The sequence below is a fragment of the Pseudomonas lijiangensis genome (assembly GCF_018968705.1).
Classification (GTDB): Bacteria; Pseudomonadota; Gammaproteobacteria; order Pseudomonadales; family Pseudomonadaceae; genus Aquipseudomonas; species Aquipseudomonas lijiangensis.
Window position 1 is genome coordinate 3,305,126 of the sequence record NZ_CP076668.1, and the last position, 24,406, is coordinate 3,329,531.

24 protein-coding genes and 1 pseudogene are annotated in these 24,406 nt (G+C 58.1%); 18 read left to right on the plus strand and 7 right to left on the minus strand.

Annotation, left to right across the window (positions count from 1 at the left end):
* The first annotated feature begins 25 nt into the window (after positions 1 to 25).
* Complete coding sequence (locus tag KQP88_RS13560; protein WP_216703333.1) at positions 26 to 361, plus strand: ArsR/SmtB family transcription factor; 336 nt, start codon at positions 26 to 28, stop codon at positions 359 to 361.
* A gap of 53 nt (positions 362 to 414) precedes the next feature.
* Here the strand turns inward: KQP88_RS13560 and KQP88_RS13565 are convergent, their stop codons facing one another.
* Entirely contained in the window at positions 415 to 1,644 is a 1,230-nt protein-coding gene (locus tag KQP88_RS13565) for an MFS transporter (RefSeq protein ID WP_216703334.1), read from the minus strand.
* 97 nt (positions 1,645 to 1,741) lie between these two features.
* Between KQP88_RS13565 and KQP88_RS13570 the strand changes: the two are divergent.
* Positions 1,742 to 2,098, plus strand: a pseudogene (locus tag KQP88_RS13570) (LysR substrate-binding domain-containing protein); the annotation flags it as partial.
* A gap of 5 nt (positions 2,099 to 2,103) precedes the next feature.
* Here the strand turns inward: KQP88_RS13570 and KQP88_RS13575 are convergent.
* From KQP88_RS13575 to KQP88_RS13585, 3 genes are all read right to left on the minus strand, one after another.
* Positions 2,104 to 3,225 carry an MBL fold metallo-hydrolase gene (locus tag KQP88_RS13575; RefSeq protein ID WP_216703335.1) on the minus strand — a complete coding sequence of 374 codons (1,122 nt, stop codon included), beginning with the start codon at positions 3,223 to 3,225 and terminating at the stop codon, positions 2,104 to 2,106.
* Between the two features lie 259 nt (positions 3,226 to 3,484).
* On the minus strand, positions 3,485 to 3,781 hold the full coding sequence (locus KQP88_RS13580; RefSeq protein WP_200992048.1) for a YciI family protein: 297 nt from the start codon (positions 3,779 to 3,781) through the stop codon (positions 3,485 to 3,487).
* A 90-nt stretch (positions 3,782 to 3,871) separates the two neighbouring features.
* Entirely contained in the window at positions 3,872 to 4,678 is an 807-nt protein-coding gene (locus KQP88_RS13585; RefSeq protein WP_216703336.1) for an SDR family NAD(P)-dependent oxidoreductase, read from the minus strand.
* 350 nt (positions 4,679 to 5,028) lie between these two features.
* Between KQP88_RS13585 and KQP88_RS13590 the strand changes: the two genes are divergently transcribed.
* The 9 genes from KQP88_RS13590 (at position 5,029) to KQP88_RS13630 (ending at position 13,939) form a co-directional block, all read left to right on the plus strand.
* Entirely contained in the window at positions 5,029 to 6,042 is a 1,014-nt protein-coding gene (locus tag KQP88_RS13590; protein WP_216705960.1) for an AraC family transcriptional regulator, read from the plus strand.
* An 84-nt stretch (positions 6,043 to 6,126) separates the two neighbouring features.
* Positions 6,127 to 6,708 carry a DUF1349 domain-containing protein gene (locus tag KQP88_RS13595; protein WP_216703337.1) on the plus strand — a complete coding sequence of 194 codons (582 nt, stop codon included), beginning with the start codon at positions 6,127 to 6,129 and terminating at the stop codon, positions 6,706 to 6,708.
* Between the two features lie 229 nt (positions 6,709 to 6,937).
* Positions 6,938 to 7,336 (plus strand): hypothetical protein, encoded by a 399-nt coding sequence (locus tag KQP88_RS13600; RefSeq protein WP_025260404.1) that lies wholly within the window; start codon positions 6,938 to 6,940, stop codon positions 7,334 to 7,336.
* A 38-nt stretch (positions 7,337 to 7,374) separates the two neighbouring features.
* Positions 7,375 to 7,860 (plus strand): GNAT family N-acetyltransferase, encoded by a 486-nt coding sequence (locus KQP88_RS13605; protein WP_216703338.1) that lies wholly within the window; start codon positions 7,375 to 7,377, stop codon positions 7,858 to 7,860.
* Between the two features lie 144 nt (positions 7,861 to 8,004).
* On the plus strand, positions 8,005 to 8,535 hold the full coding sequence (locus KQP88_RS13610; RefSeq protein WP_216703339.1) for a sigma-70 family RNA polymerase sigma factor: 531 nt from the start codon (positions 8,005 to 8,007) through the stop codon (positions 8,533 to 8,535).
* Positions 8,532 to 9,470 (plus strand): FecR family protein, encoded by a 939-nt coding sequence (locus tag KQP88_RS13615; RefSeq protein WP_216703340.1) that lies wholly within the window; start codon positions 8,532 to 8,534, stop codon positions 9,468 to 9,470. Before KQP88_RS13610 ends, KQP88_RS13615 begins: the two co-directional genes overlap by 4 nt.
* Positions 9,471 to 9,551: 81 nt before the next feature.
* Positions 9,552 to 11,957: a TonB-dependent siderophore receptor gene (locus tag KQP88_RS13620; RefSeq protein WP_216703341.1), complete on the plus strand. Its 2,406-nt coding sequence runs from the start codon at positions 9,552 to 9,554 to the stop codon at positions 11,955 to 11,957.
* A 153-nt stretch (positions 11,958 to 12,110) separates the two neighbouring features.
* Complete coding sequence (locus KQP88_RS13625; RefSeq protein WP_216703342.1) at positions 12,111 to 13,043, plus strand: LysR family transcriptional regulator; 933 nt, start codon at positions 12,111 to 12,113, stop codon at positions 13,041 to 13,043.
* Between the two features lie 110 nt (positions 13,044 to 13,153).
* Positions 13,154 to 13,939, plus strand: coding sequence for a putative hydro-lyase (locus KQP88_RS13630; RefSeq protein ID WP_200992042.1), 786 nt, complete (start codon positions 13,154 to 13,156; stop codon positions 13,937 to 13,939).
* A gap of 93 nt (positions 13,940 to 14,032) precedes the next feature.
* Here KQP88_RS13630 and KQP88_RS13635 read toward each other — a convergent pair whose 3' ends face one another.
* Genes KQP88_RS13635 through KQP88_RS13645 form a run of 3 tightly spaced genes read right to left on the minus strand, consistent with a single transcriptional unit; the run spans position 14,033 to position 18,184 of the window.
* On the minus strand, positions 14,033 to 15,364 hold the full coding sequence (locus tag KQP88_RS13635; RefSeq protein WP_216703343.1) for an OprD family porin: 1,332 nt from the start codon (positions 15,362 to 15,364) through the stop codon (positions 14,033 to 14,035).
* A gap of 51 nt (positions 15,365 to 15,415) precedes the next feature.
* On the minus strand, positions 15,416 to 16,966 hold the full coding sequence (locus tag KQP88_RS13640; protein WP_216703344.1) for an MFS transporter: 1,551 nt from the start codon (positions 16,964 to 16,966) through the stop codon (positions 15,416 to 15,418).
* Positions 16,967 to 16,975: 9 nt separating this feature from the next.
* Positions 16,976 to 18,184 carry an aspartate transaminase gene (locus tag KQP88_RS13645; RefSeq protein WP_216703345.1) on the minus strand — a complete coding sequence of 403 codons (1,209 nt, stop codon included), beginning with the start codon at positions 18,182 to 18,184 and terminating at the stop codon, positions 16,976 to 16,978.
* Between the two features lie 288 nt (positions 18,185 to 18,472).
* Here KQP88_RS13645 and nac point away from each other — a divergent pair, with 288 nt between their 5' ends.
* From nac to KQP88_RS13680, 7 genes are all read left to right on the plus strand, one after another.
* On the plus strand, positions 18,473 to 19,387 hold the full coding sequence (gene nac / locus KQP88_RS13650; protein ID WP_216703346.1) for a nitrogen assimilation transcriptional regulator NAC: 915 nt from the start codon (positions 18,473 to 18,475) through the stop codon (positions 19,385 to 19,387).
* A 105-nt stretch (positions 19,388 to 19,492) separates the two neighbouring features.
* Positions 19,493 to 19,924 (plus strand): acetyl-CoA carboxylase biotin carboxyl carrier protein, encoded by a 432-nt coding sequence (locus tag KQP88_RS13655; RefSeq protein ID WP_216703347.1) that lies wholly within the window; start codon positions 19,493 to 19,495, stop codon positions 19,922 to 19,924.
* A 29-nt stretch (positions 19,925 to 19,953) separates the two neighbouring features.
* Positions 19,954 to 21,306: an acetyl-CoA carboxylase biotin carboxylase subunit gene (accC, locus tag KQP88_RS13660; protein ID WP_216703348.1), complete on the plus strand. Its 1,353-nt coding sequence runs from the start codon at positions 19,954 to 19,956 to the stop codon at positions 21,304 to 21,306.
* Positions 21,303 to 21,974, plus strand: a complete 672-nt coding sequence (pxpB, locus tag KQP88_RS13665; RefSeq protein WP_216703349.1) for a 5-oxoprolinase subunit PxpB — start codon at positions 21,303 to 21,305, stop codon at positions 21,972 to 21,974. Before accC ends, pxpB begins: the two co-directional genes overlap by 4 nt.
* On the plus strand, positions 21,971 to 22,942 hold the full coding sequence (locus KQP88_RS13670) for a 5-oxoprolinase subunit C family protein (RefSeq protein ID WP_216703350.1): 972 nt from the start codon (positions 21,971 to 21,973) through the stop codon (positions 22,940 to 22,942). Before pxpB ends, KQP88_RS13670 begins: the two co-directional genes overlap by 4 nt.
* Before the next feature lie 10 nt (positions 22,943 to 22,952).
* Complete coding sequence (locus KQP88_RS13675; RefSeq protein WP_216703351.1) at positions 22,953 to 23,378, plus strand: biotin/lipoyl-containing protein; 426 nt, start codon at positions 22,953 to 22,955, stop codon at positions 23,376 to 23,378.
* Complete coding sequence (locus KQP88_RS13680) at positions 23,375 to 24,142, plus strand: LamB/YcsF family protein (protein WP_200992032.1); 768 nt, start codon at positions 23,375 to 23,377, stop codon at positions 24,140 to 24,142. The genes KQP88_RS13675 and KQP88_RS13680 overlap by 4 nt, the downstream gene beginning before the upstream one ends.
* The last annotated feature ends 264 nt before the right edge of the window (positions 24,143 to 24,406 follow it).

The following is a 24,406-nucleotide window of genomic DNA, read 5'->3' on the forward strand; positions in this document are numbered from 1 at the left end:
TCGATAGTTCGATGGTAATCGAACTATGATGATAAGCGAAAGCCCTGTTATCATTCACGCCATGCGAAACTTCACCCCCCCAAATGCTCAAGACCTGACTCTCGAACGCGTGCTCTACGCCTTGAGCGACCCGGTTCGCCTGGAAATCGTTCGCTGCCTGGCAGGCGTTCCCGAAGCCAGTTGCGGTGAACTGGACGGCGGACGCCCGAAATCCAGTATGTCGCATCACTTCCGGGTATTGCGCGATGCAGGGCTTGTGCAGATCCGCAACGTGGGCACGACGCACATGAACTCTCTGCGCTCGGACGTGCTTGAAAGCCGGTTTCCGGGGTTGCTGGCGAGTATTCTTGCTCAGAAGTGAAGCATGCATCAGGTAACGACTGCCACCTGACGCATGCTTCATCTTGCCGTCGGTTACTGACTCGACAAGACTTTCTCACCAACACCTTCCCCCCGACTCGCCTGCCCCAACGCCGCCCAGGCAAAGCCTGAAGACGCGAGCAGAACCAGGACTCCCAGAGAAAACGGACTCCACCAGCCCTGGCTGTCGAACAGCATGCCCCCAAGCCCTGCCCCCGCAGTGATCGCCATTTGAATGGTAGCAACCATCAGGCCGCCTCCCGCTTCTGCATCGTGCGGCAGGGTCTTGCTCAGCCACAGTCCCCAGGCAACAGGTGCTGGCGTCGCAACCAGGCCCCAGACTGCGAGCAGAACGCCCACCGCCCACATGGAGCTGCCCATCTCGATCAGCAGCGCCGCCAGGATTGCCATCGATAGTGGAATGGCGATCAGGTAGGCGTACAGACGGGTTTGCAGCAGCGAGCCAATCAAGTAAGTGCCAACAACGCCGCTCGCCCCCAGCAGCAGAAGCATGAGCGACAGGGTCGTGACGCTGACGCCGGTGACGACTTCCAGAAACGGACGCAGGTAGGTGAATACCGCGAACTGCCCCATGAAAAGCAGCATGATTGCCAGCATCCCCAGCGCGACTTGAGGATTACCCAGCAGACGGAAAGGATTGCTGGAACGGGTAGTCGCTTCACTGCGCATCGCAGGAATACTCAGCCACTGCCAGATAAACGCAAGCACAGCCAAGGGCACCACGAGGAAAAACGAGCCCCGCCATCCGATGCACTGCCCGAGATAGCTGCCCAGAGGCGCAGCAACCGTGGCCGCCAGTGCGTTGCCGCCGTTGATGAGTGCCAGGCCTTTGGCAACGGAGTCCTTGGGCACCAGTCGCATGACGGTCGCAGTCGACATGGACCAGAAACCGCCAATCGCGATGCCCAGCAGAGCACGCCCTGTCATGAACACCGTGCCGTTATGGGCCAAGGTGACAATTGCGCCTGAAATCACCAGCAGCAGGCTGAAGCCCAGCAGTACTTTGCGGCGATCGAACCGACCGGTCAGCGGCGTGTTCAAGAGGCTGGTCAGAACGGCAAAAAAGCCGGAAATAGAAATCGCCTGACCGGCCTGACCCTGGCTGATACCGAGGTCCCGGGCAATCGGCGTAAGAAGGCTGACCGGCATGAACTCCGATGCAATCAGTACAACGACACAGAGCGCCATTGAGAATACGGCTCCCCATGCCGGAGGCTGACCGGGAGTCGTTTGTTGCTCTGGGCGGGTTTCCAGTGTGCTCATATGCTCTACCTGTTGAAGATGAGGCTTGTAACCGCAGTTCAACAACTGCGCCGGGGCGTCTTGTCGAGGCTTCGAATAAGTCGAAAGGGTCACCGAACTGCGAGACAAGCCCGCCGGAACCATCCGCATAACCTGTTCCGATGACGCGGCCGAGAGCGTTCTGAGGCCCATGCTTGCCGACTTTCTGGCGGCGTATCCGGACGTTCAGGTCGAAATCGGTATCGATTACGGCTTCACCAATATCGTGACCGACCGCTTCGATGCCGGCATACGGCTGGGCGAATCCATCAGTAAGGACATGATTGCCGTGCGCCTTGGCCCCGACTGGCGACTGTCCGTGGTTGGCTCCCCCCGCTACTTCGAAAAACATGCTGTCCCGACCCAGCCCCAGGACCTTACACAACATGACTGCATCAATATTCGCCACTCGCCAAACGGTGGCTGCTATGCGTGGTTGATTCAGTCGACGCGGTTCCACCAGGGCTCGAAGGATTGAGCCCTGCCGTCGACATGGACGGGCTGACCGATCATCGGTGTCCACAGGGCATAGCCGCGCCCTTCACTGGCTGCAGCCAGGCGCCGGAAAGGATCGTTCCAGTCATGGGACGCGAGGGAGAAACGTCCCACATGCCCGGGAGTCAATACGCGGGCACCCAGATCGACAGCGGCTTGGGCAGCTTCCTCGGGGTTCATGTGCAGGTTCGCCCAGCGCGGATCGTACTGGCCGCTGTCGAGGGACACCCAGTCGAACGGCCCGAAGCGCTTGCCAATCTCGGCAAAGTGACGGCCATAGCCGGAGTCACCGCTGAAGAACAGCCGCCGCTGCGGTGATTCCAGCACAAACCCTGCCCACAGCGCCTGATTGCGGGTCAATGTGCGCCCGGAATAATGCCGCGCAGGCGTCGCATGCAAGCGCAGCTCCTTGCCGACATCATGGCTCTCGTACCAGTCCAGCTCGTGAATCCTGGCAGCGTCATAACCCCAGGACTCGAAATGCGCTCCGATGCCCAGCCCGGTTACCACCTGCTTGACCAAGGGCTGAAGAGCAAGAATCGTCGGGTAATCGAGGTGATCGTAGTGGTCGTGAGTGATCAGTAGCACATCGATCCATGGCATGTCCTGCGCCGAATAGATGGTTGTGCCATCAAACGCCGTCACGAATCCGGGCAACGGTGCAGCATGGTCGCTGAATACCGGATCGATCAGGATGCGCTTGCCATTCAGTTGCACGTACCAGGAGGAATGCCCGAGCCAGATCACCAGATCCTCCTGCGGGTTCAGGGAGCGCAGGTCTGTTTTCTGGGTGGGAATGTTTCGAGTCGGCCGTGGCTTGCCCTTTTCCGCGAAGAAGTTGTCGATGCGGATCGACAACTGCGTAGCGCCATTGGTCAGGAAAGGCGTGTCCTCCTGATTCTGAAAAGCACCGTTCACGTAGTTCGGTGATGCCTGGATACGGGCAAGCCGCTCACCCTGCGGCAACTGCCCGAAAACCGGGTTACACATATAAAAGAAGACTGCCGCCACCAGCCCGGCAACGATCACCGTGAGCACGGCCAATGATCCCAACAGAATTTTTCTCATCTTGGCTCTGACTGCGTTCAAAAGTTGCCCGCGATGGTAGAGAGAGACCGTGCATCCAACTAGACCCGTATGGCTTGATACGGTTATGAATCAGATTCAGTAATGCGGTTGCTCTCTTGCTTTTCGCGAATGAATGGGCTAACCGGGTACTACCGATCGGTCAAGGCACATACAACACGTGTGGGAGGCAGCTTGCTGGCGAAAAAAACCTTTGCCGAAACCATATGTTGAGGCCGATGAAGATTGGATACCCATGATGTCAGGAGCGTGCAGTCAGGCTCAACATGACAAAATGCTCATAGTGACCCACCCCGTTTTTCACGATTGGATCTTGCGACGTCAATGCAGCAATATCTTGATCGTCATCGACCTGATAAAGCGAGACACCATAACCGCCCGTTTCATCAATTACCGGGCCATGAGCGACAATTAGCCCTTGAGCAAGTAGTTCATTCATATAAGCGCCATGCTGCTTCATCCACGCCTTTTCATCAGCAGACAGGGTTGCCAGGAAGTCAGAGCGCGGAGGAACAAATTTGCACAGGTAATATTTCATTTTTCAGTCTCCCAATGGTGAACATTATTTTCATGTCGCTGAGCACTGCAGATGGCACATATTCGTGCCCATTCTGCGCTATGAAATACTCTATTTTTCCGAGCTAACACTTTTCAGTATCGAGCTTTCAAAAACCTTAGGTACATAGTTCTGCAAGAAAAGAATCATCCCGGTCATTTTCCCTACAGGATTACTGAACCTGGATTTTCTGGATTCAATGAGCCTGCTGATTTTTTGCACAACTGCAGTTGGCTCTTCTGCCTCATCAATCCCTTTCTGCGTTGCCGCGTTCACTTTCTTCCGGTAGGCGTCATAGTCAGGGATGTTATTATTTTGTGCAGTAATCGCGTTGTGGCCCAGATTGGTTTTGAACCATACGGGCTCGACCATGTTGACCCTGATATTGAATTGATCCAGCTCAAAGCGCAGGGATTTGAAGTAGCCCTGTACTGCATGCTTGGAGGCTGTGTAAAAGGCCAGATTTGGCGGGCCAATCAGGCCAACAATCGAGCTGACGGTAATGATCTGGCCATGCTTCTGACGTCGAAAATAGGGAAGCAATGCGTTAGTGACTTTAACTGTTCCCCAGAAATTGGTCTCAAACTGCTGCCGACCCAGCTCCAGGGAGGTTTCCTCCGCAATGCCGGTAACCATATAGCCGGCATTGTTCACCAACACATCCAGTTGCGTTACATGCTTGAATAGTTGTTCTGTGAAGTTCTTGATTGATGCATCGTTGTCCACATCCAGAGCGAGCAATTTGAACGGCAACTGACCCGCATATTTTTCAGGCGTACGACTGGTGCCGATAACATTAAAGCCTTGGTGGTGAAGGTTTTTGGCGAGCATCAATCCAAAGCCGGAAGATGCGCCTGTGATCAGGATGGTCTTTTTCATCAGTCTACCTTTCATGGGAGGTTTCCTCCCGTTGAGTGCGCCATAGGAACGGTCTGTCGGGATTTGTCGCATGGGAGCCCCCCTGGAAGGACGTCCCTGGACACCGGATGAGATATAGATTGCTCCGGGCGGCCCTGCCTGGCACTCGCCTAACGCGCCTATGTGACTGCAAAACCCGCCAAAATGAGGCAGGACAAATTGGCACAATCCGTCGTTGTTGTGGCGCGATCTGCTCACTAGACTAGGTTGCCCAGGTGCCTCGTATCACCCCCGAAAGAGTGATTGATTTCATGGCAGGAAAACGCAGTTCCGCTTTGGATTTCTCAGTTTGGCCAGGCTGGCGATTGCTGATGCATGATGCCGGTTTGGCTACTGCGCCGGTTTTGCGTCGCGCTCAGATGCCAGGCGATCTATTCACACGGCAGAACGTGCGCCTGGATTCCAAAAGCTTTTTCACCCTGTGGCGAGCCATTGATGCTGAGGCTGCATCCGTCTGCGCTACGGTGCCCGCTCCGTTACAGATCGCCAAGGTGATGACCTCAGACTGGTTTGATCCAGAGCTTTTCGCAGCGTTGTGCAGCTCCAATTTAGGCAGCGCTCTCGAGCGGATTGCCAAATACGTACGGTTGATAGCCCCGATGACGATTGGGGTTGTTCGTACTGAAGCACATACGACAGTAACCATGGATTTCCTGGATACCTCCGAGTCGCCGCCAGAGGTTTTCCTGGCATTTAAAATTGTGTTCTTCGTACAACTCGCAAGGTTGGCTACCCGTAGTCATGTGAAGCCTTTGCAAGTGAGCTGGCCATCACAAGCCGCAGAGGCGGATGCAGAGGCTTATAAAGCCTTTTTCGGCATTCCTGTCACTCAAAGCCCTTTGGCCTGCGTTGTATTCGACGCTGCTGATGTGGAAAAACCTTTCCTGACAGAGAACCACAAGATGTGGTTGTTCTTTGAGCCAAGCCTGCGTCAGCGACTGTCTGACCTGGACAGGACTTGTAGAATGGCAGACAGGGTGCGCAGTGTCCTGCTTGAGTCACTGCCAGCCGGTGAGGTGTCGATGGAAGCGATCAGCCGAAAGCTTGCGGTCAGCACCCGCACCCTGCAGCGCAAACTGCGCGATGAGGGCACTACGTTTCAGCAGACGCTGGACATGCTACGCGCTTCATTGGCGCGTCACTATCTCGGTAACACCGCCATGTCGAGCGCCGAGATCTCGTTCCTCCTCGGGTTTGAGGATGCCAATTCCTTCGCTCGTGCATTTCAATCGTGGAGTGGCACTACGCCCGCCAGGGCAAGATTGGAGATGGTTGCCTCAGACAATTCACAGCTTGCCGGGGCAAAAAGCGTGCAGCAGGATTGAGGCCAAATTCAATGTAGCCTGCGCTCGTCTGTTTTATAACTGCGCAAGGGCTGAGGGTTAAATAACTATGCGTCAGGAGGAATATTGAGCGATTCATCGAGATTCTACTGGATCAATGAACCTGCTGAATGGGTGAGAGACGACTCGGGGTTATCTGTCGTTACCGATAAAAAGACCGACTTCTGGACGAAAACCTGGTATGGATTTGAGCACTTTAGCGGACATTTTTGGGGCGTAGACGTCGAAGGCGACTTCACATTTCAGGTGAAGGTCACTGCAAGCTTCGAAGCTCTGTATGACCAAGCTGGAATCATGCTTTTTGCAGACAACACACACTGGTTGAAGGCGGGTGTGGAATTCAATGATGGCGCACCCGCGATAGGTAGCGTCTTGACGCTGGGCCAGTCCGATTGGGCGACTGGTATATTACCCGCCAGCGGCGAAGTATTCTGGATGCGTCTTACAAGGAAAGGAGATAGCCTGCGCTTGCAGTATTCGATAGATGAAAAAGCTTGGCCGCTATTGCGACTCGCATACTTCCCTCAGAATATGAAATGCGCTGTAGGCGTCATGTGCTGCACTCCCGAGCGAAAGGGTCTAAAGGTAAAATTCGAGGATTTATCGCTCACATCCGCTTTCGATAAACATTTGCACGACTTGACCTAGCCAGAATCGTATAAAGCCCTGATTGAAGTAACTACTTCATACATCACAGAAACCCTAGAAATTCATGATTATGCAAAAATATAGAGGATAGGAATACAGAGCCCTCTGGCCATGGAGTCATCTTGGATGAAGATGCCAAAGGAAGCCTCCTGAAAACAGGAGACTCCCTGTACCCAAAGCACTATGCCAGCTATGGTCAGAAGCCCTCGCAAATGGCTATGCTGCGCCCATGAACACCTCGCCCCCGATCCGCAACCCATGCCCGCCCGGCGCTTGTAACTGCGAGCGTGAGCGGCTGGACGCTCCCGATGCCGATCGGCGCATTCTGCTTCTGACCCGTGAGGAAGAAAAACGCCTGCTGGAGCGGCTGGAGCGTATCGAAAGCCTCAGCGACCTTGAACGCTTGCAAGGCAAAATCCACGAGCAATTGGGTATCCGCGTGGAGATCGCGCCGGGTTTCAATGAGGTGCGTACCATGCGCGGTATCAGCATCTTTGTGCCCGAAAAGACCGGCCTGTGCCGCAAGACCCGCCAGTCGATTCCGGCGGCTATTCGGCGTGGCCTGGAAAATCGCCCCGAAATCGCCTGGGAACTGCTCAACGCCCATGACTTGTTGCGTGATGCCTGAGCTATGATGCCGGCTCATACCAATAAGGAAGAATCGTTGTGCCGCTCGAAATTCGCCCTGCCCGCCCCGACGACGCCAGCCAGATCCTTGCCTTCATCACTGAACTGGCTATCTATGAACGCGCCCGTCATGAAGTGATCGCCACTGTCGAAGACATTCATAGCTCGCTGTTCGCCGACAATGCACCTGCCAAGGCCTTGATCTGCCTGTATGACGACAAGCCCGTCGGTTTCGCCGTGTATTTCTACAGTTACTCCACCTGGCTGGGCCGCAACGGTATTTATCTGGAAGACCTGTACGTCTCGCCGGAAAACCGCAGCATCGGTGCCGGACGCGCCTTGTTGCGTCATATCGCCCGTGAAGCCGTCGCCAATGGGTGCGGCCGCTTCGAGTGGAGCGTGCTGGACTGGAATGAGCCGGCCATCAAGTTCTACAAGGCTTTGGGTGCGGCACCTCAGGACGAGTGGGTGCGGTATCGCATGGAAGGCGACGCGCTGCTGAGTTTTGCCAAGGGTGACGAATAACCCCGTCATCACGCTTGAACCAGGCCCGACGCAATGTCGGGCTTTTCAATGGAATACAGGCTCATGTCCGGGCCATGGCGGCTTGTTGCAATCAATGCGGCGAATCGGCATCATTTGATAATAATTTTCATTAGCCTTCGTAACATGATCCCGACCTCCCCCGATGCCCATCGTCTGAACGTGCGTAACCGTGTTCTGCAACAATTGTTCGGCGACCATCATGGCTGGTTGCAGGAGCGATTGCGTGCGCGTCTGGGTTGTCATCACGATGCAGCAGACATGGCAGCCGAAACCTTCGCCCAGGTGGTCGCCCTGCCCGAGCCTCACGCCATTCGTGAACCAAGGGCATTGCTGACGACCATTGCCAAGCGACTGATTTTTGCTTCGTGGCGGCGCCGGGATCTAGAGCGGGCTTACCTGGAAGTACTGGCGCAACAGCCTCAGGGCTACGAGCCTTCCGCCGAAGAACAGGTACAGGCGCTGGAGGCCCTGAGCACGATCGACCAGATACTGGATGGCCTGTCGCCCATGGGCCGCAGTGCCTTTCTGTATAGCCAGCTCGATGGCATGACCTATGCCGAAATCGGCCGCGTGCTGGGCATTTCAGCGCCACGGGTTCATCAATACGTCGTCAAGGCATTGGGCCTTTGCTATCTGGCCCTAGAGCAACGATGAGTACCCAGCGGCTATCGCCCTCTGTCGCCGAAGCCATTGAATGGCTGGCCCTGCAACGCTCCGGCAGCATCAGCACGACTCAACGCCAACGCTTTCAGCAATGGCTGCAGAGCAGCCAGGACAATCGCGATGCCTGGGCGCAACTTGAGCAGCGTATCGGGCAGACCTTCGCCGGGCTGCCGCCCTTGTCACGTCAGGTGTTGAGCACGTCCGGGCAAACACGACGTCAATGGCTGCGCGGAGCATTGGGGCTGGCCGGAATGGGTATCGGCGGCTGGTGGCTGCAACGCAACGGGCTGCTGCCATGGAATCGTGGCGATCTCTACACCGGACTGGCCGAGCGGCGCCCCTTCTCTCTGGAGGATGGCAGCCAGCTTCTGCTCAATGCCCGAAGCCGTGTCGACCTGGCCTTCGACGACCGACAGCGCACCCTCATTCTGCATGAGGGCGCCCTCAGCATTCAGGTCGCTTCAGACCCGCAACGGCCTTTGGTCATTCGCACCGCCTTCGGCGAAGCCAGGGCATTGGGCACACGCTTCACCGTCAGCCTGCATGAACAGGGTACGCATGTCTGGGTGCAGGAATCCCGCGTGCAACTCACGACGCCCGGCGGTGCGACTCAAACGCTTGGTCCAGGCCAGGGCGCTCGATTGCATGGTGGACGCATTCAGCCTCTGGAACCGCGCTTGTCGAGCGAAAATGCCTGGAAAGATGGCTTGCTCGAAGTTCACGACCAGCCACTGGCCGATGTCATCGAAGCCCTGCGCGACTATCACTCCGGCCTGTTGCGCATCGATCAGGAGGCCGCCGCGCTGCGGGTCACCGGCGTCTTCACCCTGGATGACAGTGGCCAGACCTTGCGTTCGCTGCAGGAAGTGCTGCCGGTAAAAGTCGAGAAACGCTTCGGCTGGTGGACGCAAATCAGCCTGCGCTGAAAATATTTCTCATACCCCCTTAATTTCCTGGCCGCTCGCGTCACATAGCTGGCATCGACTACCCGAACGGGAAATGCTGCCATGCACCGACCACTACGCTTGACCCTGACACCGCTGGCATTTGCCCTGGCGTTCACCACGCTGGACAGCGTGGCCGATGATCCCGCCCAGCCCGCAAACGCCCGCCAGCAACTCATGGACCTGGATCTGCCAGCCGGCCCTCTGGACACAGCCCTGACCGCCATCGCTCGCCAGAGCGGACGCAGCATTGCTTTCAATGCCACCCTGACTCGCGGCCTGACGGCATCGCCCTTGCGAGGCCGCTACAGTGTCGAACAGGCCGTGAGCGAGGTGCTGCGGGGGCTGCCTCTGCAATTGAGCATCACCCCAAGCGGCACCCTGAGCATAGAGCCGCGTCCCGAGACTTCGGCCATGGAGCTTTCGGACATCAATGTGAGTGCGGCCAGCCACGAACAGGACGCCTGGGGACCGGCACACAGCTGGGTTGCGCAACGCAGCGCGACCGTGAGCAAGACCGACACATCACTGCTGGAGATTCCCCAGTCGGTGTCGGTGATTACCCGTGAAGAAATGCAGTCACGCAAACACGACAGCCTCGCCGACGCACTCAACTACAATACCAGCGTAATCAGCCAACCCAATGGCTATAGCCGCGTGGCCGATGACTACCGCATGCGCGGTTTCGATATCGGCCCGCGCACAGGCGGCGTGATGCGCGACGGCATGAAAATGCAGAGCACCCAGTTTGAAGGGGGTCAGGAACCTTACGGGCTGGAACGCGTTGAAGTGCTCAAGGGCGCATCCTCCGTACTGTATGGCCAACTGGCTCCCGGCGGGCTGATCAACGCCATCAGCAAACGGCCGACCCTCGATCCGCTGCATGAAATCAACCTGGAATACGGCAACCATGACCGCCAGCAGCTTTCCACCGATCACAGCGGGCGCATCGATGAGCAAGGCCGCTTCAGCTATCGCCTCACCGCCCTGGTACGCGACAGCGGCACCCAGTACGACGCCATCGACGATGACAAACACTACATTGCCCCGGCACTGACCTGGCAAATCAACGACGACAGCCGCCTGACCCTGCTCGCCAGTCATCAGCGCACACAGACCAGCCTGACGCCGCCCATGCGCTATGACATCACCACCTTCAGCTCAACGCCGGGCTACAAAGTGCCCTACAGCCTGTTTGCAGGCGAGCCGGATTTCGACGACTACGATGGCACCCTGCAGACCTTCGGCTATCTGTTCGAGCAGCGCCTGAACGACAACCTGCAAGTGCGTCACGCAGCCCGCTACTTCGAGTCCCGCACCGACTATGACTACATCACCCTGAACAACAGCCGGATCAGCGGCGCGAACCTGTCCAGTCTTTCTCGCACTTACAACTCACGCGAAGACATTGCCACCGGATGGACCACTGACACCAGCCTGCAACTGGATCTGGAAAGCGGACGCTGGAAACATACCCTGCTGGGCGGCCTGGACTACTACCGCAAGACCTACGACAGTCATCGCTTCAGCGGCAGTGCGCCGGCACTGGACCTTGCCAATCCGGTCTATGGCAGACTGCCGAACGTGAACCGCAGCATCGACAGCGGCTCGGACCTGCACAGCCATCAACTCGGCATTTACCTGCAGGAACAATTGAAGCTCGATGATCGCTGGCTCCTGATGATCGGCATGCGTCAGGACTGGGCCGACAACAGCACCCTCAACTATCGCAACGATTCGCGCACCGGCACCGATGACAACAAGGCCACTGGGCGCATCGGTCTGGTCTATCTGGCCGAAAACGGTCTGGCGCCTTATATCAGCTACAGCCAGTCTTTCCTGCCCTCTTCCGGCACCGATGCCAATGGCGATGCCTTCCTGCCCACCGAAGGCGAGCAGTATGAAATCGGCATCCGCTACCAGCCTGCGGGCCGTGAAATGATGATCAGTGCCGCGGTCTACCAGTTGACCCAGAGTAACGTCATCACCTCGATTGCCGGCTCGGACTTCGACGAGCAGACCGGCAAGGAGCGCAGCACCGGTTTTGAAGTGGAAGCCAAGGCCCAGTTGACCCCGCAACTGGCCATGAACGCCGCCTATGCCTACACCGACGCCCACATCATCAAGGACAACGACGAAGTGCTCGAAGGCTCGCGCATTGAAGGCACGCCTTATCACAACGCCTCGCTGTGGCTGGATTACCGTTTCGACTCGCCGGGCCTGCAGGGTCTGTCGGTCGGCAGCGGCGTGCGTTACGTCGGCACCACCCACACCTCGCCAAGCGTCACGGATCGCAAGATTCCGGCCTATGCCCTGTTCGATGCCCGGATCAGCTATGACCTGGACGATCACTGGCAGGTCAGCGCCAAGGCGCAGAATCTCACCAACGAGAAATACCTGTACTGCGCCAACTCCTGCCGCTATGGCGATACCCGCAGCCTTGTGGGAGCGGTCAGTTATCGATGGTGAGGTTGTCGCGGCCTGATAACGATTGTTGCGCGTATTGTTTCGCGTGCAGAACATGCTTCAATAGCCGGCAGTAAAGAACTGGCAGCGATCTCTGTTCATATTTACTGAACAGAGGCCATCTGGTGTGCATGTCCGCACAAGGTTGTGACATTCATGAATACACGATTCGTTGAGACCTTCATCCTGCTGGCCCATGTGGGTAGCGTTCGTCAGGTTGCCAAGCAGATGCACACCACCCCTGGCGCCATCTCAATGCGTGTGCGCAAGCTGGAAGCCGAGCTTGGGATTGTGCTCTTCAACTGGGATCACAAGACCCTTCAGATCACGGCTCAAGGTGCCAGCCTGCTGCCTCATGCGGAGCGTCTGCTGCAAGCCACCCAAGCCTTTCAACGGGCGGCCGGTTCTCCAGCCAGAGAGCAAGGCAGAATCCGGATTGCGGTAATCGAGACAGTCGTCCATACCTTTCTGCCGGACTTCATGAAGTTGATGAACCGGACAATGCCCGATGTCACCATCGACCTGTCGGTTGAACTGACCTCGAACGCAAAAGAGCAGTTGATGCGACGCGAAGTCGACCTGATCATCCGGGTCATCGCCGATGACAGCGACAATCCTTTTGCCGTTACCAAGCCCATTGCCGAACTGCCCATTCATTGGGTTGCACGTCCGCGGGCTGTGCCGGCACGGGATATGGTCAGAAAGGTATTGAGCAGGCAGATGCTGACGCAAATGCGTGGTTCGGCGCCCTACGAGTCTGCGGTTTCCATTGCACGGCAGTTGGCATCGGAGCACGGAGTATTGGCCAGCGAACTGCGCATATCCGGCTCACCGTCACTGGCGGCGCTGGTATCGCTGGTGAAAGAAGGCGTGGGTGTGGCGATCATGCCGGGCATTCTGGTCAAGGAAAGCCTGGAAAATGGCGAGTTGCAGGAGCTTTCTCTACCCAGCCCGCCCTCGTTCAAAATTGCTACATCCCATATGAAAAACGCATCGCCTCTTGTGTCAGAAGTGGCAGATATCGTGCACAGGGTCTGCCGAACCTACTGTAAACGCCAAGGGGAACACTGGATCATCAGCCATGGATGATTCTTCTGTTCAGTTAAATTGAACAGGCATGACGATTATTGTTGGATAGACACTGCCAGTGAACTGCTCAAAGAATGACTCCACCACTTCGTACTCCTGGAGTCTTCACGATGAGCAACCTCTGGAACAATCCCGCCGAATTTCGCGCCGCCGTTCGAGCCGGTCGTCATACCGGGCCAACCGCAGACGTTTGTCCTGGCTACACCCAGGGAAATCTGGCCATTCTTCCTCGCGAATACGCCGATGAGTTCCTGCGATTCGCCCGCCTCAATCCAAAATCCTGCCCGATTATCGGGATGACCGAACCGGGAGACAGCCGGGTTCCGGAGCTGGGCAGCGTGGACCTGATGGCCGATGTGCCCGCTTATTGCGTGTTTCGCGATGGTGAGCAGGTCGATGAAGTCTCAAACCTGAAAGGGCTATGGAACGATGATCTGGTCGGTTTTGTGATTGGCTGCTCCTTCTCCTTCGAGGGCGCGCTTCTGGACGCAGGCGTCCCGATTCGCCACATCGAACAGGGCACCAACGTCCCGATGTACGTTTCCAATATTGAAAATGGCAAGGCTGGCCGTTTCGGCGGAACCACCGTGGTCAGCATGCGTCCCATGACGCCAGCACAGGCCATCCGGGCGGTACAGGTCACTTCCCGCTTTCCGAGTGTCCATGGAGCCCCCATTCATCTGGGCGACCCTTCGCTGATCGGCATCAACGATGTAGATACACCCGACTTCGGCGAACGCTCGATCATCCAGCCAGGAGAGATCCCGGTGTTCTGGGCCTGCGGCGTCACGCCTCAGCAAGCAATCCGCAGCGCCCGCCCTTCTTTCGCCATCACCCACAAGCCGGGACATATGGTGGTGACCGATATTCTCAACAATCATCTCGCGGTGTTTTAAGGGCAACGAGAGCCTTGCTGGCGTTAAGAGGCTGACTTCAAAAGCAGGTGGCTGGATCATAATCCGTGGGAGGTATGCCTTAACTAATGAGCTTTAGAGGATATCCAGCGGATACGTCACGATCACCCGATGCTCATCGCTGTCACGCTGGGAAGCCACTTCGCTGCGTAACGAGGCATGCCGCAACTGGACGCCGAGTTTCTTCAGCGGCCCGGATTGCACCACGTAGCCCAGGGTCAGGTTGCGTTCCCATTCTTTCTGGTCGCCATTGACCGTACGAATGTTCGAGCCGCTTTCGTACATGCCCATGAACGTCAGGCCAGGAAAACCCACTTGCGCGAAGTCGTACCCATAACGAACCTGCCAGGTGCTTTCACCGGCACGCTGGAACTTGCCAATCATGGATTCGGTCATGAAGTACGCCGTAGAACCATCGCCCTGGTTGAGCCAGACCGCATCGCTGTCACCACTGACCTGCTGGAAACCGGCAGCAAGGGTGTGACCGTTGACCAGATAGGTGAACAGTGCGCTGGACAGGCGGCTGTCCACTTTGCCTTTCACCACACCGCCGCCGTAATAGCCGTTGGTGTAGAACGCCGGATCATTGCCATTGGCGCCATCGGACTTGTTATCGAAATAACGCAAGTCGGAACGCAAGGTACCCGGCCCTACCGCCATATCGTATTTCACGCCCAGAAAGTTCTGTTTATAGAAGTCTTCCAGGTTGCCGTAGTAATACTGCAAGGTCAGGTCTTTAGTGGGTTTGTAATCGACGCCACCGTAATAGAACTTGTTGACGAACTCGCCCGTGCGGGCGTTATTCGCGCCAGGAATGGACATGCCCATCTGGTTGCTCGACCCACGCCCTTTTACATGTTCCAGCTGGCCCAATGTAAAGGTGAATTTATCAATGTCCTTGGACTGAACCTGACCGCCATTGAAGGTCTGTTGCAACATGCGATCCGTGGCCATCACCACCGGCAACATCGGTACCATCGTGCCGTAACGAAACTCGGTTTTGGAAATAAGCGCCTTGGCGGTCAGGCCAACGCTGCCGAACTCATCAACGGCGCGGCCATCGCTGTCGGTGGGAAACACGTTGCCGTTGAACGCCGAACTGGTCGGGTTGTAATGACGGCCCTTGCCTGAGTCCAGACGAAAACCGGCCATGCCCAATGCATCGACACCGAACCCTACAAGCCCCTGGGTATAACCGGAACGAAAATCGAGAATGAAACCTTGTCCCCACTCCTGAGTGTAATTAGGGTTGTCCGCACCGCTGCGGTTATCCGAATTACTGAAGAAGTTACGGGCCAGCACACTGGCCTTGCTGTCTTCTACAAAACCGGCACTGAATGCCTGTTGGGCCATGACCATACCGCAAATACCAGCCACCAGACGGGGCGAGCGATTGATAAGCTCCATCGAAATATCCTTTGCTGTAAGTAAGTGTTGTAAGCAGTCAGGAGTAGGCAGTTAAGTTTTATTGTTTTGAGGAGCAACGAGAGTCGGCGCGGTGACTAACTTGACCGCGGGCAAGCGATACAGAACCAGCAATCCAAGAACCCCAAGACCAGCGCACATCAGCAACCCGATCCCCACCGAGCGCGCCAATGCCTCACGGGCCAGTTCCAGCAGTTGCCAGGCTTCGCCAGAATCAGCAGAAGTCGAGGTCAGCAACACTTGCGGGTTGAGGTAACGGGCAATCGAGCTTTCATGGCCCGCCGCCAGAAAAGCCCGGTTCAGATGGGTGACATACAGCAGGTTGACCAACACCCCCATGGCCGCCGTGCCCAGCAGGCCGCCGACCAGACGCAGTGACTGGATCAAGGCCGTGGCAATACCCAGAAACTGCCGCTCGGCCAGGGTCTGGGTGAACACGGTCAGGTTGAGCAGGATGAAGCCAAGCCCTGTTCCCGCCAGCAGGATCAGCATCAGCAAGGTCGTGAATGATGCACTGCGCCCCGCCACCGCCAAACCGGCACAGGCCAGCAACAAGGCGAGGAAACCGGCCAGCGGCAGAATGTTCGGGTTACTCAGCCGCGTCACAATGCGGCTGTTGACGATGGCCCCCAGGGTGATGCTCAAGGCCAGCGGTGTAATCAGCAGACCGGCGTCTTTGGGGGAATAGCCGTAACTGCCTTGCAGCAGCAGCGGCAGATAGAACAGCAGGCTGAACATGATCGCTCCGGCCAGCACCGAAAGCAGAAACAGGGTGCGCATGCTCGAGACGGCGAACATCGCCGGTGGCAGCAATGCCGAAGTGCAGCGCCGCTCCCAGTACCAGAGCGTCACGCCGGAAAACAGACAGATCAAGGCCAGGGATGCACTCAGCAAGGTGCTCGAATGCCCCATCCACTCGACACCCAGTTGCAGACTGCCCAGAGCCAGAGCAATCAACAGCGCGCCGAACCAGTCCAGACGAATGCCCTTGGTCTGCACGGGCCGGTAATACGGCAGGTAGCGCCAGGCGAAGAACAGCGCGATACAACCCAGCGGCAGATTGAGATAGAACACTGACCGCCAGCCATAAGCCTCCGTCAGCAAACCACCCAGACCGGGACCGATGGCGTTGACCACGCTGAACAACGCACTGAGCATCATCTGCCAGCGCAGCCGTTGCCGGGTATCGGGAAACAGCTCGGGAATGCAGGCGAAGGCCGTACCGATAAGCATCCCTCCTCCAACGCCCTGCAACGCCCGACCGATCACCAGGACCAGCATGTCGGTGGCCAGCGCACAAATCAGTGAGGCCAGGGTAAAGACGATGGTCGCCGCAATCACGAACGGCTTGCGCCCGAAGTAATCCCCCAGCCGACCGAACACGGGAATGGTCACGATCGAGGTCAGCAGATAACCGGTGGCGACCCAGGCATAGAGTTCAAAACCCTGCAGTTCGGCGACGATGCTGGGCAACGCGTTGCCGATCACCGTCTGGTCGAGCGCCGAAAGCATCAGAACCAGCGAGATGCCAAGCATCGCCAACAGCGCCTGCCTGAAGCTCAAGGCACTTGCCTGAGTCGTCATTGACGCGCCTCAGACCAATGCCGCAACGGCAGTAGCCATTCGCGAACATCCCTGTTCAAGGGTTTCCTGTGCCGTGGCGATGGACATGCGAAAGAACGGCGCCAGACCGTACGCGGTCCCGGCAACCACCGCCACGCCCTGGCTTTCCAGCAGGTACATCACCACGTCAGTGTCGGTTTCCAGAAGCTTGCCATCAGGCGTGCGCTTGCCGATCAGGGCCCCACAGTTCACATAGAGATAGAACGCACCGTCGGGCTTGAGGCAGCTCAGGCCGTCAATGGCATTGATCAGTTCCAGACAGCGATCACGACGCTGCTGATAGACCTTCACACTCTCTTTGACGAAAGACTGATCACCATTCAAGGCCGCCACCGCAGCCGCCTGGCTGACAGAGCTGGCATTGCTGGTCGACTGCGACTGCAAGGTGGCCATGGCATTGATCACATCGGCAGGTCCGGCCGCATAACCGATCCGCCAGCCGGTCATGGCGTAGGTCTTGGAAACGCCATTGATGACCAGCACACGGTCACGCAGTGCAGGCTCGACACACAGGATGTGCGCGTTATCCGCACCGTCGAAACGGATGTGCTCGTAGATATCGTCGGTCATCAGCAGTACATCGGGAAACTCCAGCAGCACATCGGCCAGCGCACGCAATTCCCGGGCGCTGTAGCTGGCACCGGTCGGGTTGCTTGGCGAGTTGAGCAGCAGCCAGCGGGTACGCTCGGTAATCGCGCCACGCAACTGTTCGGCAGTGAGCTTGAAGCCGTTTTCTTCCGGGCAGGCCAGCGTCACAGGCTCGCCTTCACAGGCCAGCACCATGTCCGGGTAGGAAACCCAGTAAGGCGCGGGAATCAATACTTCATCCCCTGGGCCAAGGGTGGCGGCGAAGGCATTGAAGATTGCGCTCTTGGCGCCGCTGGTCACCACGATCTGCGAAGCCGGGTAATCGAGGCTGTTTTCCCGGGCGAGCTTGGCTGCAATGGCCTGACGCAATTCCAGTGTGCCGACGTTCGCCGTGTAGCGGGTTTCACCCCGTTCGATGGCGGCGCTGGCGGCATCACGAATGTGTCGGGGTGTATCGAAGTCGGGCTCGCCGACGACCAGATTGATGATCGACTTGCCCTGACGACGCAGTTCGTTGGCACGGTCGGAAGCCGCGCTGCTTGGCGAAGGTTTGATGCGTTGCACGCGGGCGGCGATGCGGGAGGCGTTCAAGGTCGTAATCCTCGGAGGTGACATTCGAGGCTCTACGTTACGAGTCAGGGTCGCCGGACGGATAAGACCATTTCGTTCTGGTTTGATAGGAAGTCCTTATGACCGCTTGCAGACCGTCAACGCACCAAAATGAAACACCCTCATGAATGTTGCGCCTCGTGCAGGCAGAACCGGCTGATGACCGGGACGCCATAGCAAAGGCTTATATATAGCGTCCGGCCTGCTAGGCGGCATGGCCTGCCTTTTGCTAAGCCCCATGGGATGTCAGCCCCAGCATGAGCCTGTCTTTTGAATCTCCGTCGACTGAAATACTTCGTGAAAATCGTCGACATTGGCAGCCTGACCCAGGCCGCCGATGTCCTGCACATTGCACAACCCGCCCTCAGCCAGCAGTTGGCAACCCTGGAGGCCGAGCTGCATCAGCAGTTGTTGATCCGCACCAAACGCGGCGTGACACCCACCGAGGCGGGCAAGGTGCTTTACGGCCATGCCCAACACATTCTGCGTCAGTGCGAGCAGGCCATCAGCGACGTGAACGACACCGGACACGCCTTGTCTGGTCAGGTGTCGGTAGGACTGGCGCCGGGCACGGCAGCCTCCACGCTGGCCCTGCCGCTGCTGCGTCGGGTTCGCGAGCGCTATCCGGGGATCCTGCTGTACCTCAATGAAAACTTCGGCACCACCCTCAGCGAACTGATCATGAATGGCCGCATGGACATGGCGGTCCTGTACGGCGGACGCGAAGTGCATGGCCTGAGTTTCGTCCCCCTGTTGCGGGAAAACCTGTATCTGGTCAGTGCCGACGAGCACCTGGGCGAGCGTGACGAAATCGCGCTGGCCGAACTCGCAACCCTGGAAATGCTGCTGCCACGCCCGTACAACATCATGCGCAAGCTGGTGGATGAAGCGTTTCTAGGGATCAGCCTCAGCGCCAGAGTGGTGGCCGAAGTGGAGTCCTCGGCAACCCTGACTGCCGCCGTGGCAGAACGCTTCGGCTCGACCATTCTTCCCGAGTCGGCCGCCAAGGTACTGGTCGCCGATACAGGCGCACGCATGGTGCGCATTGTCGAACCGGCGATTCAGGCACCGTTGGCGTTGTGCCTGTCCGGCCACCTGCCGTTGTCGGTGCCTGCTCAGGCGGTGAAAGCCATTCTGCTGGAGCTGGTGGCAGAGCTGCGCAACCAGACTGATCCAGGGTCATAAGCGAGTCTTATCACCCCACAGCCAAACCGTCTTGGCGGTCCTGCACGGCCCTCGTTAGATTGAAATTCATTCAATACGGCAAGTGGCATAGGTAAAGGCAAGGGTATGGATCAAGAATGTATCAAGGCACTGATCGGGTTACTGGCAGAGTCCGACCTGATCGAGCTCAGCCTGACGGAAGGCGACAGCACCCTGCGTCTGTTCAAGGAAGCGGCAGGCAATGTCGTGGAAGCACCTCTGGTACCCGCCAAGGTGACAACCGGCAAGGTAGCCAGCGTATCGGCGCCCGTCAAGGAAGAGGTCAAGCTCGAGGTCAAGGCCAGTCTCTACGGCGTCCTGCATCTGACTCCGGCAGTCGGTGAAGCCCCCTTCGTGCAGATCGGCGATAGCGTGGAAGCAGGACAGACGCTGGCGATCATTGAAGCCATGAAGATGTTCCATCCGCTCAAGGCCAATCGCGCAGGCATCGTCGAAGCAATCCTCGTGGACGGCGGCACGGAAGTCGAAGCAGGCCAGCCCTTGTTCCGTATCGGTTGATCCCGACGCACATTTTTCAGGTATCTCGAATGTTCGATAAAGTGCTGATCGCCAACCGTGGCGAAATTGCCCTGCGTATCCAGCGCGCTTGCCGTGGCCTGGGTCTGAAAACCGTCGCGGTCTACTCCGAAGCCGACCGTCACGCGCAGTACGTCACCCAGGCCGACGAAGCGCTGTGCATCGGCCCTGCCGCGCCCACCCAGAGCTATCTGAATCAGACCGCCCTGCTCTTTGCAGCCAAGGTCAGTGGCGCCCAGGCCATTCATCCCGGTTATGGCTTTCTGTCGGAAAACGCCGTCTTTGCCGAGCGTATCGAAGCCGCCGGCCTGACCTTCATCGGCCCCAGCGCCGAGTGCATTCGCACCATGGGCGATAAGGTTTCAGCCAAGCGAGCCATGCGTGAAGCCGGTGTGCCTTGTGTGCCGGGGCCGGACTCAAGCATGTCCAGCGACCCGCAGAGCATTCTCGCGGTCGCTCGGGAAATCGGTTATCCGGTGATCGTCAAAGCCGCTGGTGGCGGTGGCGGTCGCGGCATGCGCGTGGTGCAGCAGGAACCCGAGCTGCTGGAGGCGATTGCCCTGACCCGCGAAGAAGCGCGTCTGGCATTCGGCAACCCCGAACTCTATATCGAGAAGTTTCTCGGCCACCCGCGCCACGTTGAAATCCAGGTGCTGTGCGATGCCTTCGGCAATGCCGTGTGGCTCGGCAGCCGCGATTGCTCCCTGCAACGTCGCCATCAAAAAGTACTTGAAGAAGCACCAGCGCCAGGCATCGATCCGCAATTGATTGCCCATGTGGGTGAGCGCTGCGTCAAGGCGTGCCAACAGATCGGTTATCGAGGCGTCGGCACCTTCGAGTTCCTTTATGAAGACGGCCAGTTCTTTTTCATCGAAATGAACACCCGCCTGCAGGTCGAGCATCCGGTGACCGAGATGACCACCGGCATCGATATCGTCCAGCAGCAACTGCGCATGGCGCGAGGTGAGCATCTGGAGTTGCGTCAGGCAGATATCGTCGCCCAGGGCCATTCGCTGGAATGCCGGATCAACGCCGAAGACCCGCTCAGTTTCATGCCGACGCCAGGGCAAGTCACCCGCTGGGAAGTGCCTGGCGGTTTCGGCGTCAGGGTGGATTCCCATGTCACCAGCGGCTACCGCGTCCCGCCCTATTACGACTCAATGGTCGCCAAGGTCATCAGTCACGGCGCAACCCGGGAAGAAGCCATGGCCCGCATGCGTCTGGCCCTCAGCGAGCTTTATGTAGAAGGCATTTCCACCAATATTCCCCTGCACCGGGAAATCCTCGACGACCCTGCTTTCTGTGCAGGCGGCGTCGATATTCACCATCTGGAACACTGGCTGCAGCAACGGAGCCCACAATGAGCATCGCGCTTACGGACCCACGTCCGGTCATCAGCCTGCTGGGCACCACTGCCCTGTTATTCGAAGCACCTGGCAGCCTCGATCTTGCCCCCCAGCAACGCATCTGGGCCATGGCCCGCGTGACGGCTCAGTGGCCGGAAATCAGCGAGTCGGTACCGGGCATGAACAACCTGATGCTGACCTTCAAGACCCCGCCACGGCATCTGGATGCCTTGACCGAACGCCTGCTGGAAACCTGGCAGGCCTGCGAGCCGCTGCCGTTGCAGGGTCGCATCATTGAACTGCCCGTGACCTACGGTGGCGAACACGGCCCGCACATGGGTGACGTGATTGCCCATACCGGACTGGACATCGAAACCATCGCTCACCTGCACAGCGAACCGCTGTATCCGGTCTATGCCTTGGGCAGCCATCCTGGCTACTGCTATCTGGGCGGCATGGACCCACGCATTGCCACACCCCGGCGCAAGGTTCCGGTGCTCAGCATCGGTGCCGGCGCGGTGTCCATCGGTGGCGTACAGACCGGTGTTTCCGCCTCTGCCGGCCCCAGCGGCTGGAACACCATCGGTCGTACCGAAATGTCTTTCTTCGACCCCGGGCAATCGCCCCCGGCACTCTTGCAGCCGGGCGACCTGCTGCGCTTTCGCATCGAGAGGATCATTCGATGATCGAGATTCTATCCGCCACCGCCCTGGCCACCGTCCAGGATCTGGGCCGCACGGGCAGCCTGGGTTACGGCGTCGGCACTTCAGGGGCCATGGACACACTGGCCGTGACGATCGGCAACATTCTGCTGGGCAATGCCGATGACGCAGCGGCCATCGAGATTCCGGTATTCCCGTTCGAGGTCCGCCTGCTGGAAGACTGTGCTTTTGCCGTGACCGGTGCCGCCTGTGCCTTGAGCCTGGACGGTATGGCCTTCCCACCGAACTGGGTCATGCAGGGTCATGCAGGCCAGACGCTGGTCATCGATCACCCGACGGCGGGTTCTCGCGCTTACTTGTGCCTGGCCGGTGGCGTCGATGTGCCGGTGGTACTCAACTCGCGCAGCACTCAATTGCGAGGCGAGTTCGGTGGTTTTCAGGGACGTGCCCTCCAGCAAGGTGACCAGTTGAAATCGGGTTCGCCAGGCATCAGCAAGCTGGCCACGGACTTCGGCGTGCTCAGCCCTGCCCATGCCTTGCTATTGAGCGTGGACGGCGTGCCTGCCATGCGCGTTCTGCCTGCCGCCGAATACCAGGCATTCAAGGCCGATTCCCGAGCGTCGTTCTGGAGCGACGACTGGAAAATCACCTCCCAGAGCAATCGTTACGGCTACCGCCTGGAAGGCACGCCAATCTTGCCCGAACAGGCCATGGAAGTGCGTTCCCACGGCATCGTGCCGGGTGTGATTCAGGTGCCCCATGGCGGTCAGCCGATCATTCAGATGCGTGATGCGCAGCCCAGTGGCGGGTATCCGAAATTCGGCACGGTGATCGAAGCCGACCTATGGCGACTGGGACAGGCCGCCATTGGCAGCCGGATTCGCTTTATCGAATGCAGTTACGACCAAGCCCTGGATGCCCTTGAGCAGAATCAGGCCTATCTCGCCGAAGTGCGGCGTCTTGTGGACCTGCATGGCCTGAATCGGCGCTGAGGAAATGAACATGAACATTGAAGAGATTCGTCAACTGGCGGCTGATCTGGCACTGGCAGGATTATCTGGCGCAGAGGTCGAGAAAACCGGATTCAAGCTGAGCCTCAAGCGCGGCTTGATAGGTCAGTTATCACCCTCGCCGACTTCGCTCGAAACCACAGAAACTGGACGGGGTGCAGACACACTCACCATCAAATCCAGCGGCATCGGTCGCTTGCTCGATGCCCACCCGGACAACGGCATCGTGCTGGCACCGCCGGGCAGTGACGTACAGGTTGGCCAACTGGTCGCACTGCTGGCCGTCGGCAACTTGATTTTGCCGGTCCGCAGCCTGCACGCGGGCAAGGTTTCCAGCCTGCTGGTGCCCGGCGGCACAACGGTCGGTTACGGCCAGCCATTGATAAGCCTTGGTCATACAGAAGCGGAGCAACCATGAAGATCGACCTGAACGCAGACATGGGCGAAGGCTTCGGCGCATGGCGCATGGGCGAAGACGAAGCGCTGATGGAGATCATTTCATCGGCCAACGTCGCCTGTGGCTTCCATGCCGGTGATCCCTTGATCATGGACAACACGGCACGACTGGCCAAAGCCAGGGATATCGATCTGGGTGCCCACGTCGGCTTTCCCGACCTGATGGGGTTTGGTCGTCGCCAGATGAATATCGACATCAACGAATTGAGCACCTACGTGACCTACCAGTTGGGCGCTCTGGCAGCAGTGGCCTGGGTTGCAGGCCATCGCATGACGCACATGAGCTTTCATGGCGCACTGGGCAATATGATCGCCGCCGATGCCGAGATGGCTGCACACCTGATTCGCACCGTGGCAGCGTTCGACCCCGAGATCATCATCAGTTCGTCCAGCAGCCGCGCCATCGAACGCGCCGCCAGCCAGTGCAACCTAAGGGTGGCGACAACCTTTCTCGCTGACCGGGCCTATGACGATGATTGCCTGCTGGTGCCCCGCAAGGTCGCCAACTCGGTCATCAAGGACCCGGCGACGGTGCTGCAACGGGTTCGACAACTGCTGGAAGACGGCACCGTGACCAGCATCACCGGCAAGGTCATCAAGGTCAGCGCCTGCTCGATATTGCTCCACGGCGATACACCCGGCGCGGTTGAACTGGCGCGCACCGTGCGCCATGAAATCGAATCGGCAGGCGGGCAGATCGTGCCGATTTCGCAGTTGCTCGACTGAACCAGCCCTTAAGGCAAATCACTTGTGGGAGGGGCATTGGCCGCGACTTCACTTACAGGCAACACATTTTCAGCGCCTTCAGATTGGCTGTCGCGGCCAAGGCCCCTCCCACGGATTGCGAACCAGCAACCTGTTTTTTGACACCAGCCTCTTAACGGATCGGCATTACCCCGTTTCGCAAAGACCGGCTTTACATCATAAGAGACGCTTATAGCCACACAGCCAATCCGTCTTGGTCGCCGGGGTTTGTGCTGGATAGAGTCG

Excerpts from the sequence above, each read along its gene's own strand:
- KQP88_RS13560 (WP_216703333.1), top strand. The coding sequence starts at position 26 with ATGATGATAAGCGAAAGCCCTGTTATCATTCACGCCATGCGAAACTTC.
- KQP88_RS13565 (WP_216703334.1), bottom strand. The coding sequence starts at position 1,644 with ATGAGCACACTGGAAACCCGCCCAGAGCAACAAACGACTCCCGGTCAG.
- KQP88_RS13575 (WP_216703335.1), bottom strand. The coding sequence starts at position 3,225 with ATGAGAAAAATTCTGTTGGGATCATTGGCCGTGCTCACGGTGATCGTT.
- KQP88_RS13580 (WP_200992048.1), bottom strand. The coding sequence starts at position 3,781 with ATGAAATATTACCTGTGCAAATTTGTTCCTCCGCGCTCTGACTTCCTG.
- KQP88_RS13585 (WP_216703336.1), bottom strand. The coding sequence starts at position 4,678 with ATGAAAAAGACCATCCTGATCACAGGCGCATCTTCCGGCTTTGGATTG.
- KQP88_RS13590 (WP_216705960.1), top strand. The coding sequence starts at position 5,029 with ATGCATGATGCCGGTTTGGCTACTGCGCCGGTTTTGCGTCGCGCTCAG.
- KQP88_RS13600 (WP_025260404.1), top strand. The coding sequence starts at position 6,938 with ATGAACACCTCGCCCCCGATCCGCAACCCATGCCCGCCCGGCGCTTGT.
- KQP88_RS13610 (WP_216703339.1), top strand. The coding sequence starts at position 8,005 with ATGATCCCGACCTCCCCCGATGCCCATCGTCTGAACGTGCGTAACCGT.
- KQP88_RS13615 (WP_216703340.1), top strand. The coding sequence starts at position 8,532 with ATGAGTACCCAGCGGCTATCGCCCTCTGTCGCCGAAGCCATTGAATGG.
- KQP88_RS13620 (WP_216703341.1), top strand. The coding sequence starts at position 9,552 with ATGCACCGACCACTACGCTTGACCCTGACACCGCTGGCATTTGCCCTG.
- KQP88_RS13625 (WP_216703342.1), top strand. The coding sequence starts at position 12,111 with ATGAATACACGATTCGTTGAGACCTTCATCCTGCTGGCCCATGTGGGT.
- KQP88_RS13630 (WP_200992042.1), top strand. The coding sequence starts at position 13,154 with ATGAGCAACCTCTGGAACAATCCCGCCGAATTTCGCGCCGCCGTTCGA.
- KQP88_RS13635 (WP_216703343.1), bottom strand. The coding sequence starts at position 15,364 with ATGGAGCTTATCAATCGCTCGCCCCGTCTGGTGGCTGGTATTTGCGGT.
- KQP88_RS13640 (WP_216703344.1), bottom strand. The coding sequence starts at position 16,966 with ATGACGACTCAGGCAAGTGCCTTGAGCTTCAGGCAGGCGCTGTTGGCG.
- KQP88_RS13655 (WP_216703347.1), top strand. The coding sequence starts at position 19,493 with ATGGATCAAGAATGTATCAAGGCACTGATCGGGTTACTGGCAGAGTCC.
- accC (WP_216703348.1), top strand. The coding sequence starts at position 19,954 with ATGTTCGATAAAGTGCTGATCGCCAACCGTGGCGAAATTGCCCTGCGT.
- pxpB (WP_216703349.1), top strand. The coding sequence starts at position 21,303 with ATGAGCATCGCGCTTACGGACCCACGTCCGGTCATCAGCCTGCTGGGC.
- KQP88_RS13670 (WP_216703350.1), top strand. The coding sequence starts at position 21,971 with ATGATCGAGATTCTATCCGCCACCGCCCTGGCCACCGTCCAGGATCTG.
- KQP88_RS13675 (WP_216703351.1), top strand. The coding sequence starts at position 22,953 with ATGAACATTGAAGAGATTCGTCAACTGGCGGCTGATCTGGCACTGGCA.
- KQP88_RS13680 (WP_200992032.1), top strand. The coding sequence starts at position 23,375 with ATGAAGATCGACCTGAACGCAGACATGGGCGAAGGCTTCGGCGCATGG.